At 62.0% G+C, this 14,637-nt stretch carries 11 protein-coding genes; 1 reads left to right on the plus strand and 10 read right to left on the minus strand.

Translation table 11 applies throughout. From position 1 onward, the window contains the following. Positions 1–80: 80 nt before the first annotated feature. The 8 genes from rsd to yrfG form a co-directional block, all read right to left on the minus strand. The gene (gene rsd, locus R5M92_RS07475; protein WP_346799050.1) at positions 81–581 is read right to left on the minus strand and encodes a sigma D regulator; all 501 of its coding nucleotides are present in this window, start codon (positions 579–581) and stop codon (positions 81–83) included. An 83-nt stretch (positions 582–664) separates the two neighbouring features. Beyond that, positions 665–1,180 (minus strand): disulfide bond formation protein B, encoded by a 516-nt coding sequence (locus R5M92_RS07480; protein ID WP_346799052.1) that lies wholly within the window; start codon positions 1,178–1,180, stop codon positions 665–667. After that, a complete protein-coding gene (gshA, locus tag R5M92_RS07485; RefSeq protein ID WP_346799297.1) occupies positions 1,177–2,778 on the minus strand; it encodes a glutamate--cysteine ligase in 1,602 nt (533 codons plus the stop codon). The genes R5M92_RS07480 and gshA overlap by 4 nt, the downstream gene beginning before the upstream one ends. Before the next feature lie 189 nt (positions 2,779–2,967). After that, positions 2,968–5,310, minus strand: coding sequence for a Tex family protein (locus tag R5M92_RS07490; RefSeq protein WP_346799054.1), 2,343 nt, complete (start codon positions 5,308–5,310; stop codon positions 2,968–2,970). 204 nt (positions 5,311–5,514) lie between these two features. Beyond that, a complete protein-coding gene (locus R5M92_RS07495) occupies positions 5,515–7,071 on the minus strand; it encodes a phosphoenolpyruvate carboxykinase (protein ID WP_346799056.1) in 1,557 nt (518 codons plus the stop codon). A gap of 335 nt (positions 7,072–7,406) precedes the next feature. Next, on the minus strand, positions 7,407–8,282 hold the full coding sequence (gene hslO, locus R5M92_RS07500) for an Hsp33 family molecular chaperone HslO (RefSeq protein ID WP_346799057.1): 876 nt from the start codon (positions 8,280–8,282) through the stop codon (positions 7,407–7,409). Positions 8,283–8,299: 17 nt separating this feature from the next. Then, entirely contained in the window at positions 8,300–8,692 is a 393-nt protein-coding gene (gene hslR / locus R5M92_RS07505) for a ribosome-associated heat shock protein Hsp15 (protein ID WP_346799058.1), read from the minus strand. Next, positions 8,689–9,381, minus strand: a complete 693-nt coding sequence (gene yrfG, locus R5M92_RS07510; RefSeq protein ID WP_346799060.1) for a GMP/IMP nucleotidase — start codon at positions 9,379–9,381, stop codon at positions 8,689–8,691. The genes hslR and yrfG overlap by 4 nt, the downstream gene beginning before the upstream one ends. 73 nt (positions 9,382–9,454) lie before the next feature. On the opposite strand from yrfG, the gene nudE reads away from it, so the two are divergent. Further along, the gene (gene nudE, locus R5M92_RS07515; protein WP_346799062.1) at positions 9,455–10,051 is read left to right on the plus strand and encodes an ADP compounds hydrolase NudE; all 597 of its coding nucleotides are present in this window, start codon (positions 9,455–9,457) and stop codon (positions 10,049–10,051) included. A gap of 258 nt (positions 10,052–10,309) precedes the next feature. On the opposite strand, the gene ilvD is transcribed toward nudE, so the two are convergent. Together ilvD and R5M92_RS07525 are read right to left on the minus strand one after the other, a co-directional pair. Beyond that, positions 10,310–12,154 (minus strand): dihydroxy-acid dehydratase, encoded by a 1,845-nt coding sequence (gene ilvD, locus R5M92_RS07520; protein WP_346799064.1) that lies wholly within the window; start codon positions 12,152–12,154, stop codon positions 10,310–10,312. A 195-nt stretch (positions 12,155–12,349) separates the two neighbouring features. Continuing rightward, positions 12,350–14,545, minus strand: a complete 2,196-nt coding sequence (locus R5M92_RS07525; RefSeq protein WP_346799065.1) for a methyl-accepting chemotaxis protein — start codon at positions 14,543–14,545, stop codon at positions 12,350–12,352. Positions 14,546–14,637 lie beyond the last annotated feature (92 nt).

A 14,637-nucleotide genomic window follows, 5' to 3' on the forward strand; every position in this document is an offset into this window, starting at 1 on the left:
AATACGGTTTGTTCGGGGGTAGCCTTCGCTGGGCTGGAAGACGTTTATTACTATTCTAAGGCTCGATGGGCGTCCAAGGCTCAGACCGAGGGACGGGCCGCTGCTGCCGGTGCGGGGGGAGTATGCGCTGCATGCAACCGAGCAATCAACTGATCCTCCAGAGCGAAACGCTCGGTCAATCCTTTCGCCAGGCGGTCCACCCAAGCGGGCAGACGGTGCATGTACTGCTCGCATTTCACCGTGGTGGCGTATTCGGTATCGAACTCCAGCACCATCTGCGTCGACAGCTCCAAACGCTCGAGCAGTTTTTCCGCTATCGTCAATGCCTGGTCATCATCGAAGGCACGCGCTTCTTCCGCCAACTGCGGATAGATTTCAAAGTGACCGGCACTGATGTAGTCCATCAATAACTGGCTAAAACCATCGATGCTCGGTTTTTCCACTTTTTCCAGCTCCGCATCGCAGGTTTCCTTGAGTTCAAGAAAACCCACCAGCAGCTCCCGGCGCTGCTCCAGCCAGCGGTCAATCAGCGTATGCACGCCCCCCCAGCGCTCCTGGGCGCTTTTACAATTCTCGAGCATGGGGTCTCTCCTTGCTGTTGCCAGACTAATTGATGGCGTAATTCGCCTTTTCGATTCCCGCCGTCACTCCCGACAACGGTCCACTAACGACGGCTTACAGCCTGCCAGACAATTGCCAACGGGGCCAGAGCCAATAACAAAAAACCGATCAAGGTCCACGCAGGCAGCGTGATTCCCAGAAACAGGAAATCGATCTCGGCGCACTCCCCCGAGCCGGTAAGCACCATCGCCACGACTTCCTGGAACGGCAGGATATCCATCATGTAGTCCAGCCCCGGTCCGCAGCTCGGCACTTCATCGGCGGGCAGGGTCTGCAGCCAGACGTGGCGCCCGGCGACAAACGCGCCGCCGCCCACCGTCAACAGGCCCAGCACGCCGTAGATCGCTCGCCCGACGCGCCCGGCCGGGTTGTGTATTGCCGCCACCAGCAGCACGACAGCGGTGGCGATCACCCCGACACGCTGAAAAATGCACAACGGACACGGCTCCAGCCCCGCGATATGCTCGAGGCCCAGCGCCACCGCCATCATCAACACACAAAAACCGAAGCCCGCCAGCGCCAAGGGGCGCAGCGCTACCGGACGAAGAGAGGACGTCATGAATTCGCTCCGCTATCCAGAGCGCTCAACGATCGAGATTCCCGAGCCTGACTGAAGTAGACCTCGAGGAATTCAGCGAAGGATTGCGTATCCCCCTGCTCGATATCGCGTTGCTGCTGATGCGAGGTCTCGACCAATTGCGTCAGCAGGGCCTCCCGCGCCCGCGGTATGGGCTCGTTCGCCAGCGCTGCCGCCTGCTCCTTGGCCAGCGCCAGCATGGCGTCACTCAGGGATTCGCCGTTTTCCTGCAAACGAGCCAGCAGACGTCCGGATGGCGTCAACCCCGGGTCTTCAAGCATCCCTTCGAGCTCGTTCAGCGCATCGGCGTGGGGCGAGCCCTCCTCCATGGCATCCAGCAAGCGGGCAACGTCGCGCATCTCGGTAAAGATCCTTCCCCCCCACTGGGCCAACTTGAGCGTGGTGCCGTTATCCACCAGCTCGAGTGCGGGGTCGCGTCCCCGTTCCACCACCAGGCGACGGTTATCGTCAAGGCGATCGCACTCTTCGTCGCTGATCCACGGACTTTCGCTCAGCAGGCACCACATCAGGAAGGTATCGACGAAACGCATCTGGGTTTCGGTGACCCCCAGCGGATCGAAGGGGTTGAGGTCCAGACAACGCACCTCGATATACTCCACTCCCCGCGCCTCGAGTGCCTGGCTCGGCGTTTCATTGTGTTTGGCCACGCGCTTGGGGCGGATATCGCTGTAGTACTCGTTCTCGATCTGCAGGATATTGGCGTTGAGCTGGCGCCAGTCCCCCTCTTCGTTCACTCCCAGCACCTGATAGTCCGGCCACGGACTCGAGATCGCATGACGCAGGGTATTGACGTAGTTGGAGAGCGAGTTGAAGCAGATCTTCAGCTGCTCCTGGACCTTGTTCTGATAGCCCAGGTCCGACATGCGCAAGGTCGTGGCATAGGGCGCGTAGTAGGTCTCGGCATCCAGTTCCTTGAGTTTTGCCGGCACCTTGCCCCCGGCCAGGAAACTCTTGTCGATTGCCGGAGACGCCCCGAACAGGTAAAGCAGCAACCAGCTATGGCGGCGGAAATTGCGGATCAGACCGAAATAGCGCGACGAGCGATAGTCGTTGAAAGGCGTGTCGGTCACGCCGTCCAGCTCGCGCAGGGCCTGCCACATGTCATCGGCCAGCGACACATTGTAGTGAACCCCCGCAATCGCCTGCATGATCCGCCCGTAACGTATATCCAAGCCCTTGCGGTAGACGTGCTTCATCGTCCCCACGTTGGAAGTGCCGTAGTCGGCGATGGGAACGCTATCGTTGCCCGATAGCCGCGCCGGCATGCTGCCGGGCCAGATCAACTCATTTCCCAGGTGGCGGTAGCTGAAGCGGTGCAGGTCGTTGAGAAACGCCAGCGCATCACTCGGCCGGGTATAGACCGGCGTAATGTACTCCAGCAATGCCTCGGAATAATCCGTGGTGATATGCGGATGGGTAAGCTTGGAACCCAACGCCCACGGGTGCGGCGTCTGTGACACGTGGCCTTGCGGGTCAACGCGCAGCCCCTCCTTTTCCAGACCGCGACGCAAGCGGCTGATTCGCCCCTGGCGAGCGGGAACCATCAGCCGCTCGACCATGGCGGAAAGAGAGCTGGAGGCGGCTTGGCTTCCTTGCGCGGCTTGTGAACCTGAAGAGGAAATTGAATCAGGCAAGGCGAACGCTCCTTGTCAGGGAGGCCCGTCTCGCGGGCCTGTATGAAAACAGACGGCCATGCCGTAGAAACGCAGCATATGGCGACCTTGAGGAAAGTTTCAAGACAGCCATCCTCAGTTGTCCCGGCGAGCCTTGAGCAAGGCGGCACCCAGTGCGCCCACCGGCGCCGCGGCCTCGCTGCGTCCCTTTTGCTGCTGCGGGCGGGATTTACGTACCGGGGCCGAGGCCGCCGAACGCGACGGTTTTTCGCTGCCGGCCGCCTCGGGGGTGTCATCGAGGCGCATGGAAAGTCCGACACGCTTGAGCGGGATATCGACGCTCATCACCTTGACCTTGACGATATCTCCCGCCTTGACCACGCTGCGCGGGTCCTCGACGAAGCGATCGGAAAGCGCCGAAATGTGCACCAGGCCATCCTGGTGAACGCCGATATCGACGAACGCCCCGAAGTGGGTGACATTGGTCACAGTCCCTTCGAGCACCATCCCCAGCGCCAGGTCGTTGAGGGTTTCCACTCCTTCACGGAACTCCGCGGCCTTGAACTCGGGACGCGGGTCGCGGCCGGGCTTGTCCAGCTCCTTGAGGATATCGCTGACCGTGGGCACCCCGAAGCGCTCGTCGGCGAAATCGGCCGGCTTGAGCGCCTTCAACGCAGCACTATCGCCGATCAGCCCCCTGACCTGACGTCCGCTGCGCTGAGCAATACGTTCCACCAGCGAGTACGCTTCCGGATGGACCGCACTGGCATCCAGCGGGTTTTCCGCCCCGTTGATACGCAGAAAGCCGGCGCACTGCTCGAATGTCTTCGGCCCCAGCCGGCTCACCTCCAGAAGCTCCTTGCGGCTCTTGAACGCGCCTTGCTGGTTACGCTGCTGGACGATATTTTCCGCCAGCGCGGCGCTGAGCCCCGCCACTCTCGAAAGAAGCGCGCTGGACGCGGTATTGAGATCGACCCCGACGGCATTCACGCAATCCTCGATGACCGCTTCCAGGCTGCGCGACAGCTGAAGCTGCGACACATCGTGCTGGTACTGGCCCACCCCGATGGATTTGGGTTCTATCTTGACCAGTTCGGCCAGCGGGTCCTGCAAGCGGCGGGCGATGGAGACCGCGCCACGCACCGTGACATCCAGGTCGGGGAGCTCGCGGGAGGCGTACTCCGAAGCCGAATACACCGAGGCACCCGCCTCGCTGACCATTACCTTGCTCAGCCGCTGCTCGGAGGCCAGCATCTGGACCAGTTCGGCGGCCAGCTTGTCGGTTTCCCGGCTGGCGGTACCATTGCCGATGGCAACCAGTTCCACGCCATGCTTTTTCGCCAGCCGGGCAAGCTCGGCCAGGGAGTCCCGCCAGTGTTTCTGCGGCGCATGAGGGTAGATCGTGGCCTGATCGACAAACTGGCCGGTGGCGTCGACTACCGCGACCTTGCAGCCGGTACGCAGGCCGGGGTCGATCGCCATTGTCACTTTCTGCCCCGCCGGCGCGGCCAGCAGCAGGTCTTTCAAATTGGCGGCGAAGACCTCGATCGCCGTAAGTTCGGCCTGTTCACGCAGGCGGCCCAGCAGTTCGGTTTCCAGCGCCGTGTACAGCTTGACCCGCCAGGTCCAGCGCACCACTTCGCCCAGCCACTTGTCGGCGGGCCGTCCCTGGTCGGTGATGCCGAACTGCTTGGCAATGGCGACCTGAGCCGGGTGCAGCGGGGCTTCGTCTTCGCCGGGTAGGCGGATCGCCAGGCTCAGAACGCCTTCGTTGCGGCCACGGAACATCGCCAGCGCTCGGTGCGACGGCGTCTTGGCCAGTTTTTCATCGTGCTCGAAGTAATCGGAGAACTTGGCGCCCTCCTGCTGCTTGCCTTCCAGCACACGGGCGCTCAGCTCGCCTTCGGACCACAACCGCTCACGCAGACTGCCGACCAGTTCGGGGTCTTCGGCAAAACGCTCCATCAGAATCTGCTTGGCCCCATCGAGGGCGGCCTTGGCGTCTTCGATGGCGGGTATATCACCCTCTGCCGGGCGCAGGTAAGCGGCGGCCTGCTGCTCGGGGTCCAACTCGGGATTGGCGAGCAGTGCATCCGCCAGCGGCTCCAGGCCCGCCTCGCGAGCGATCTGGGCCTTGGTGCGGCGCTTCTTCTTGAAGGGAAGATAGAGGTCTTCCAGGCGCTGCTTGGTATCGGCGGCCTGTATCTTGGCACTCAGCGCAGCATCCAGCTTGCCTTGCTCGTCGATGGCAGCGAGCACTGCCGTGCGGCGCTCCTCGAGTTCGCGCAGATAGCGCAGGCGCTCATCCAGACTGCGCAGTTGGCTGTCATCGAGTGCGCCGGTGACTTCCTTGCGGTAACGGGCAATGAAGGGAACGGTGGCACCGCCGTCGAGAAGTTCTACCGTCGCGGCTACCTGCTGCGGGCGTACGCCCAGCTCTTCGGCAAGGCGCGAGATGATACGCTGATTCACATCCATAAATCGCCAATAGCTCATGCTGCAATAAAGATTCGCGACAAGGTATCACAATCGTCTGCCAACCGCTTCAAGTGGGCACCAAACACAGCGTCGTCCCTGCCCCGCCCGCCTCGACCCGGCGCCCAACGAAAAAACGGAGCCGCGCCAGGCGCTGCTCCGTTCTTGTTGTTTTGCCACTGTGTAGTTCGTGTGGCTGGCTACCGATCAGGTCAGCTGCGGGCCGGCCTTGACGATGGCGTCGCTGACACCTTCGAACTTCTTGAAGTTGTCGACGAACTTGGTCGCCAGCTCCTTGAGGTGACGATCGTAGGCGGCACGATCTTCCCAAGTATCGCGCGGATCGAGCAGACTGGAATCCACTCCCGGTACGGCGGTCGGCACGGACAGGTTCAAGCCCTCGACAAGACGGGTTTCCACGTCACGCAATACGCCGGACTGGATGGCGCTGATGATGGCGCGAGTAGTGGGAATCGAGAAGCGGGCACCGCCCTCGCCGTAGGCGCCACCGGTCCAGCCGGTGTTGACCAGATAGACCTGGGCGTCCTTGGCTTCCACGCGCTTGATCAAGAGATCGGCATATTCACGGGCCGGACGCGGGAAGAACGGTGCGCCGAAACAGGTGGAGAACGTCGCTTCCAGACCGGCGGACGAGCCCATTTCGGTGGAGCCCACCTTGGCGGTATAGCCGGACAGGAAGTGGTACGCGGCGGCTTCCTTGGACAGCACGGAAACCGGCGGCAGCACGCCCGACATGTCGCAGGTCAAAAAGACGATGGCGTTGGGCTCACCGGCACGGTTTTCCGGCACACGCTTGTCGATGTGCTCGAGCGGGTAAGCGGCGCGGGAGTTCTGGGTCAGGCTGTCGTCGGCGTAATCCGGCTCGCGACGGTCATCCAGCACAACGTTCTCGAGTACGGTGCCGAACTTGATGGCGTTCCAGATGACCGGCTCGTTCTTCTCGGACAAGTCGATGCACTTGGCGTAGCAGCCGCCTTCGATATTGAATACGGTGCCTTCGCCCCAGCCATGCTCATCGTCACCGATCAGATAGCGTGCCGGGTCTGCGGACAAGGTGGTCTTGCCGGTACCCGAAAGGCCGAAGAACAGGCAGGTCTCGCCGTCTTCACCAACGTTGGCACTGCAGTGCATCGGCAGTACGTCGGCATCCGGCAGCAGGTAGTTCTGCACCGAGAACATGGCCTTCTTCATTTCACCGGCGTAGCGCATGCCGGCGATCAGCACCTTCTTCTGAGCGAAGTTGATGATCACGCAGCCGTCGGAGTTGGTGCCGTCACGTTCGGGCTGGCACTCGAAGAACGGGGCATTGTGGATCTGCCACTCGTCCTTGGCGGCGGTGTTATAGGCGGTGGGACGCACGAACATGGTACGGCCGAACAGGTTGTGCCACGCGGTTTCGGTGGTGACGCGTACCGGCAGGTAGTGCTCGGGGTCGCTACCGACATGCAGCTCGGAAACGAAACTCTCGTTGCTGGCGAGATAGTCATCGACACGGTCCCACAAGGCATCGAAATGGTCGGCCTTGAAAGGACGGTTGACGCTGCCCCAGTCGATACTGTCGCGAGTCGACGGCTCGTCGACAATGAACCGGTCCTTGGGAGAGCGGCCGGTGCGCAACCCGGTATTCACTACCAGGGCACCATTGGCCGACAGGCGGCCTTCACCACGGGCCACGGCGCGCTCGATGAGTTCGGCGCTGCTAAGATTCACGTGGGCTTGGGGAGCGGCTTGAGTCGTGGTCATGTCGATTCCTGGGCCTTGCGGCCGATTCTCTCGTTTATCGGCGCCGGGGACGCCACCAAAAAATCATCCCAACCGTTTCTGACAGGCGCTCTGACGGGGTCGGGCTCGCTGAAAACGCGGGCATTATGACAAAAACAACGCCCCCGGGGAACGGGGGCGTTGGCAGAAGATATTGTAGTTAAACTACTACAAAGACACTAGATGGTGTGTTGCGGTGCAACATAAAAATAAAACGTTCGTTTGCTCTGCAAACTGACCTCCTTGAAACACCGGACACTTTTTGTATCGCTCGCTGCGCCGAGCCGTCACGACCCGACTACACGAATGCATAAACTTCAATGAATCACCGGCGCCGGAGCGTCGGGATTATCCAGCAATGTTTCGATTTCCGCCGCCGTGTAGTGATAAAAGGTGTGACAAAAATGGCATTGGGTCTCTATCGAACCCTGCTCCTGTAGGATATCGCGCAGCTCCTGGTCACCGAGTGTCAGCAAGGCGTGGCTCATGCGTTCCCGGGAACAGGTACAGCCAAAGCGCAGTGCCTTGGGTTCGAAGACCCGTACCGTCTCCTCGTGATAGAGCCGGTGCAGTACCTCGCGCTGCTCCAGTCCCAGAAGCTCCTCGGCCTTGATGGTGTCGGCCAGGTGCACGCTGCGCTCCCAGGCATCCACATCCTGGTTCTGCGCAGCGTCGGGCAGCCGCTGCAGCAGCAAACCACCGGCGCGAGTCCCGTCCGCTTCCAGCCACAAGCGGGTGGGCAGCTGTTCGGATTGGAAGAAGTAAGCTTCCAGGCAGCCCGCCAGACTGTCGTGGTCGAGCGCCACGATACCCTGGTAGCGGTGCCCCTCTCGCGGGTCGAGGGTGATCATGATCTGGCCGTCACCCACCAGTTGGCGAAAGCCGGCCTCTTCCTGGGGCAGCACGGCGTCCTCGGCCAGACGCGCGATGGCTCGCAACTCGCCGCCGGGATTGGACTCGGCCATCAACAATGACAGCGCTCCTTGCCCGCGGACTTCGATACTCAGGGTGCCGTCGAGCTTGACCGTATCGGTCAGCAGCGCCACCGCCGCCAACAGTTCGCCCAGCAGGTTATTGACCGCTGCCGGGTAGGCGTGGCGGGACAGCACTTCATGATAGGCATTCTCCAGTGTGACGATTTCACCGCGCACATTGGTCTGGTCAAACAGAAAGCGTTGAATCTGGTCGTTCATGACAATCCTGTAGTTGGTCACTCATCGCCCTGCTGGCGTTGAAAACGTTGGATATCGCGGCGTTGTTTCTTGTCCGGGCGCTTGAGCGGGTGCTGCATGACTTCGTTGGTCAAGCGCCGGGCCTCGGCTTCGCGCTCACGGCGCTCGACGCTTTCGGCTGTCTCCTGATAGAGCTTGCGAGCTTCCGGCGCACCTCGGCGCTGGTCGGAAATCGCCATGACTTCGACTTCCAGGATGTCCCACCCCTGGGGCACGCGAATGACAGCGCCCGTTTCCACGGTCTTGCTGGTTTTCACCCGCGCCCCATCGTAGTGCACCTTGCCCCCTTCGATGGCTTTCTTGGCCAGCGCACGGGTCTTGAAGAACCGTGCCGCCCACAGCCACTTGTCCAGACGTACACTGTCGCTCATGGTACCTCCTTGTGCGGTCGCATTACCGAATCGGGTAATTCATCGGGCATCAGATGAGCGAAGCGGTCCAGGGCGATGAACTCCTCCAGCTCCTTCTCCGGCCGTTGGCTATCCGGCTGCTTGATACCCAGCAGATGGCGTATACCGAACTCGCGGGCACTCTCCAGCACCATCGGGTTATCGTCGATGAACAGGGTTCGCTCGGGATCGAAAGGCTCGATCTCCTGCAGCGCGAACCAGAATGCCTGCTCCTCCTTGGCCGCTCCCAGGTCCTCCGAGGAGACGATGGCATCCAGATATTCCTCCAGGCCGGTCAACGGGAGTTTGAGCTCGAGGCCGGCACGGTCGGCATTGGTCGCCAGCACCACTCGCGGGTGGGCTTGCTTGAGCCACTTGAGAAAGTCCAGCGCATCGCCACGCAAGCCGATCAGGTGCTGGACTTCGCGCTTGAGCGCCACGACATCCACCCCCAGTTCACGACTCCAGTAGGCCAGGCTGTACCAGTTCAGGGTACCCTGCTCGCGGATGATGCGTGCGCGTATCGTTTCCTGGGTCGCTTCGTCCAGATGATGCAATTCCGCGTAGCGTCGCGGCAGGTGGTCGAGCCAGAAATGGCTGTCGAAATGCAGGTCCAGCAAGGTGCCGTCCATATCCAGCAGGACGGTATCAATGGCGCGCCAGTCGATCATCACGGCTCCAGTCATTGCGTGGATAAGCATGCTATTGTAGCGCAACCACCCTATAGCAGCCACGGAGGCGAGCATGGCCAACTCGGAGTCAGCGTCCGGTTACCTACAGAAACCCAGCATTCTCAAGCGCACCAGCGTGGCGAAAAGCCGCCTGTTCCATGTCGAGTCGCTTGACCTGCGTTTTTCCAATGGCGAGGAGCGCGTCTTCGAGCGCTTGACCGGGGCCGACCGCGGTGCCGTCATGATCGTGGCCATGCCGGACCCCGAGCATGTACTGCTGATTCGCGAGTATGCGGCGGGATTCGAGGATTACGTCCTGACCCTGCCCAAGGGGCTGGTGGACCCCGGAGAGGATGTCATTACCGCCGGCAACCGTGAGCTGATGGAGGAGTGCGGATTCGGCGCCCGCTGTATCGAGCCGTTGGTGGAGCTGTCGCTGGCCCCCAACTACATGCGTCACCGCATGCAGGTGGTGCTGGCCACCGACCTTTACCCCAAGCGCCTTCCCGGCGACGAGCCCGAACCACTCGTCGTCGAAACCCACGCCCTTGAGGAGCTCCCGGCGCTACTGCTGCGCGATGATTTCCACGAAGCGCGTGCCATCGCGGCTCTGTATATTGCCCGTGACAAGATGCGTGCCGAGCGCGACAGCCAGCCACCACTCTTGTAACCCCTCGCCCGGCACAGCCGGCCTCCTACCAGACATATGGTTTTCAGGCTTGATCCATGGTGGGAGGGCGCTTTAACGCGCGATGGTTTGTTGACCGGGCTTTGAACCCTCGCCCGGCACAGCCGGCCTCCTACCAGACATATGGTTTTCAGGCTTGATCCATGGTGGGAGGGCGCTTTAGCGCGCGATGGTTTGTTGACCGGGCTAAAACCCTCGCCCGGCACAGCCGGCCTCCTTGGCTTCGGTTTCAGCAGCGGCTCAATCCAGCTTGCTCAGGTCGCGCACCGCGCCCTTGTCGGCGGAGGTGGCCAGCAGCGCGTACGCCTTGAGCGCCGGTGTCACCTTGCGCAAGCGCTGGATGGCGGGCTTCCAGGCCTGGCTGCCCCGCGCGTCCATCGCTTCGCGGCGGCGCGCCAGCTCGGCATCGGCGAGCTTGACGTTGATGGTCCGCCCGGGGATATCGATATGGATGATATCGCCCTGCTCGACCAGCCCGATGGCACCGCCCGCCCCGGCTTCGGGTGACACGTGGCCGATCGAAAGTCCCGAGGTGCCGCCTGAAAAACGACCATCGGTGAGCAGCGCGCACGCCTTGCCCAGTCCCTTGGATTTCAGATAGGAGGTCGGGTAGAGCATCTCCTGCATGCCCGGGCCGCCTTTGGGTCCTTCGTAGCGGATCACCACCACGTCCCCTTCCTTCACCTTGCCCGCCAGGATGTGCTCCACCGCCTGGTCCTGGGACTCCACCACATGGGCCGGACCTTCGAATACCAGGATCGAGTCGTCGACGCCGGCGGTCTTCACCACGCAGCCATCCTCGGCGATATTGCCCTTGAGTACCGCCAGGCCGCCTTCCCGGGAGAACGCATGCTCGAGATCGCGGATGCAGCCGATGGCGCGGTCGCCGTCCAGGCTCGGCCAGCGGGCACTCTGGGAAAACGCCACCTGGGTGGGAACGCCGCCGGGGCCGGCACGGTAGAATTCCACCACCTCGGCGGAGGGGTTGCGCATGATATCCCACTCATCCAGTGCCGCCTCGAGGCTGTCGCCGTACACGGTGGGCACGCGGGTATCGAGCACACCGGCACGGTCCAGCTCGCCCAGGATCGCCATGATGCCGCCGGCACGATGAACGTCTTCGATATGGTATTTCTGGGTATTGGGCGCCACCTTGCACAGCTGCGGTACCTCCCGCGAGAGCCGGTCGATGTCATCCATGGTGAAATCGATTTCAGCTTCCTGGGCGGCGGCCAGCAGATGCAGGATGGTATTGGTGGAACCGCCCATGGCGATATCCAGGGTCATGGCGTTCTTGAACGCCGCCTTGGCGCCGATGGCGCGGGGCAACAGGTGGGCTTCGTCGCCCTCGTAGTAGCGTTTGGCCAGCTCGACGATGCGGTGGCCTGCGGTCTCGAACAGCCGCCGACGGTCGCTGTGCGTGGCCACCACCGTACCATTGCCCGGCAGCGCCAGGCCCAGGGCTTCCATCAGGCAGTTCATCGAGTTGGCGGTGAACATGCCGGAGCAGCTGCCGCAGGTAGGACAGGCGCTGCGCTCGACCTCGGCCAGGGTTTCATCGTCCACGCTGTCGTCGGCCGCCATGACCATGGCATCGACCAGGTCGAGGCCGTGATCGAGCAGCTTGGTCTTGCCCGCCTCCATCGGCCCGCCGGAGACGAAGATCACCGGAACATTGAGGCGCATCGCCGCCATCAGCATTCCGGGAGTGATCTTGTCGCAATTGGAGATACATACGATGGCGTCGGCACAGTGTGCGTTGACCATGTACTCGACGCTATCCGCGATCAGGTCGCGGCTCGGCAGCGAGTAGAGCATGCCGTCATGGCCCATGGCGATCCCGTCGTCCACGGCAATGGTGTTGAACTCCTTGGCCACGCCTCCGGCTTTCTCGATTTCACGCGCCACCAGCTGGCCCATGTCCTTGAGGTGGACGTGCCCGGGCACGAACTGGGTGAAGGAGTTGGCCACGGCGATGATCGGCTTGTGGAAATCTTCGTCCTTCATGCCGGTGGCGCGCCATAGAGCGCGGGCGCCGGCCATGTTGCGGCCGGCGGTGGTGGTACGGGAGCGATACTCTGGCATGGTGTCCTCTAATCGGTTATCTCCCCGCCGGCTTGTTCTTTTATCCGGTGTCACGGCTACAGCGGCAACCGGCGCCTTCAAGGGCGCCGACGAGGTATGTGAATCCAGCGACCTGATTTTGGCATGAGCCAGGTCGCCAGACTAGAGGCTTGTCAGTTGCGGTGTATCGCTTGAGCCGTAATAGGCCTCGCGTGGCTAGAATTCATCCCACTCCGTTTCCAGCTCGGGATTTTCCAGTTCACGCTTTTCCGCTTCGCGCAGGGCTGACGCGCGCCGACCGGGACGCGAGCCGGCCTGCGCCAGGGCCGGAGCCGAGCCGCCCTCGCCACCCAGGGTCTCCGTCAGGCGTCGGCGCGAGGTGGTGGTGTCCTCCTCGGCCGTCCCTTCCAGGCGAAACGCGGCGATCACGTTGGCCAGCTTCATCGCCTCCCGTGTCAGGCCTTCGGCCGCGCTCGAAATCGACTGCACCCGCGAGGAGTTCTGCTGGGTGACATGATCCATTTCCGCCACCGCCGTATTGATCTGGGCGATGCCGCTGCTCTGCTCGTCCGAGGCGGAACTGATCTCCTCCATGATATCGCTGACCTTCAATACCTGGCTGACCACGTCGTCGATCGATTTTTCTGCCTGTTTCACCGCCTCGGCGCCGCCCTGGATCTCTTGGGTGGAGGCTTCGATCAAGCCGCGAATCTCGCGTGCCGCATCCGCCGAACGGCCGGCCAGTTGCCGAACCTCATTGGCCACCACGGCGAACCCCCGCCCTTGCTCGCCGGCCCTGGCCGCCTCCACCGAGGCATTCAGCGCCAGGATATTGGTCTGGAACGCAATCGCATCGATGACGCCGATGATATGGGTCATCTTGTCGGCACTCTGCGCGATGCGCTCCATGCGCCCCACCAGGGCCTGCATCTGCTCCCCGGTACTACGCGTAGTGGTGGCGTTCTGCATCGCCAATTGGTTGGCCTGGCGGGCATTATCGGTGTTCTGCTGAACCGTGGCGGTCATTTGCTCCATGCTGGAGGCGGTCTGTTGCAGCGAGGACGCCTGCTCCTCGGTACGCGACGCGAGGTCCTCGTTCTCCCTGGCGATATGCCGCGATGCAGGCGTGACCACTTCCACCCGCGCACCGACTTCGGTGATCAGCCCCGCCAGGCTGGCCCGCATGATCTCGAGAGACCCCAGCAGCTCTCCCAGCTCATCGTCACGCTGACGCGTCACGCGTGTCGCCAGGTTGCCCGCCGCTATCTGGAATGTGACCCGGCGCGCCTCGTTCAAGGAGTTGAGCAGCGACTTGAGCACCGCGACACTCAGGCCGATCATCAACACGATGCCGATAAGTACCAGGGCCAACTGGGCCATCAACATGTTGTTCTGATGGCTCGAGGCATTTTCCATGAGGGCTTGAGCCTGGCTTCTCTCCTGCTCGACCAGGGAGTTGATGCTCCCGCTGATGGCCTCGGCCGTGGGCTGGACAGCATCGTTGAAGGCTTCGAAGGCGGCGAATCCGCTGCCGTCGAGAATCGCCTGCAAGGTAGCTTCCGCCCCTGCAATATAGGCTCCGATCTGCTCGGTAAGGGCCGCCTGGACGTCGCCACCCAGTTCATGGCTCTGGTCAAACCGCTGCCAGGTGCTCTGCATCTCCTCGGCGTTATCGCTCACTTGCGCCGTGAGCATATCGAGATCCGCCCGGCGAGGATTGCTCACCACCGGCTCGAGCGCCTGGCTGGTCTGGTTCATCAGTTGCTCGATGCGCTGTAGATCCGCCACCCCTTCCAACCCGGTACGGTTCAGAGTTTCGAGACGCTCCGCCGAAGTCGTGAGGCCGAACACTCCCAGACCACCCGCCGCGATCAACAGCAGCAGGGAAGCCAGCACCATGCCCATGAGCTTGGCCTGCATGCTGGAGAAACTGAAACGCTGGACCCACCCCCTCAAGCCGGTACGGCGTATGCCCCCCGCCGCAAGCTTGAAGCCACGTTTCTTGCCTTGGTTCATGGCGCCGTAGACTTTCTCGGCGAGCGCCACCGACTTGGCCGTGGCCTTGCGGCGTACCGAGGTGTAGCCCACCACCGTGTCGCCATCCAACAGCGGTGCCACGGTGGTCTGGATCCAGAAGTGGTCGCCATCCTTGCGCCGGTTCTTGATCACCCCCTGCCAGGTCTTGCCCTGCTCCACGGTGGACCACAAGTCCTTGAATACCGCTGCGGGCATATCGGGATGGCGCAAGACGCTATGCGGCTCGCCGATCAGCTCGAATGCTTCGTACCCGCTGGCTGCGATGAACGCCTGATTGGCGTAAGTGATATGCCCCTGCCGGTCGGATCGCGAAATGAGTACATCGTCTTCATCCAAGACGTACTCTCTCTGGGTCACAGATTGGTAATCGCGCATTAGCAGTCTCTGATTCTTAATTATGTGATAGCGACGTCATATGACGTAATTCTCATGCAGCAATGATGCCAAAAATGTCATGTTTTATAAGT

Origin of the sequence: Halomonas sp. Bachu 37 (genome assembly GCF_039691755.1) — a bacterium.
GTDB classification, from domain to species: Bacteria; Pseudomonadota; Gammaproteobacteria; order Pseudomonadales; family Halomonadaceae; genus Vreelandella; species Vreelandella kashgarensis.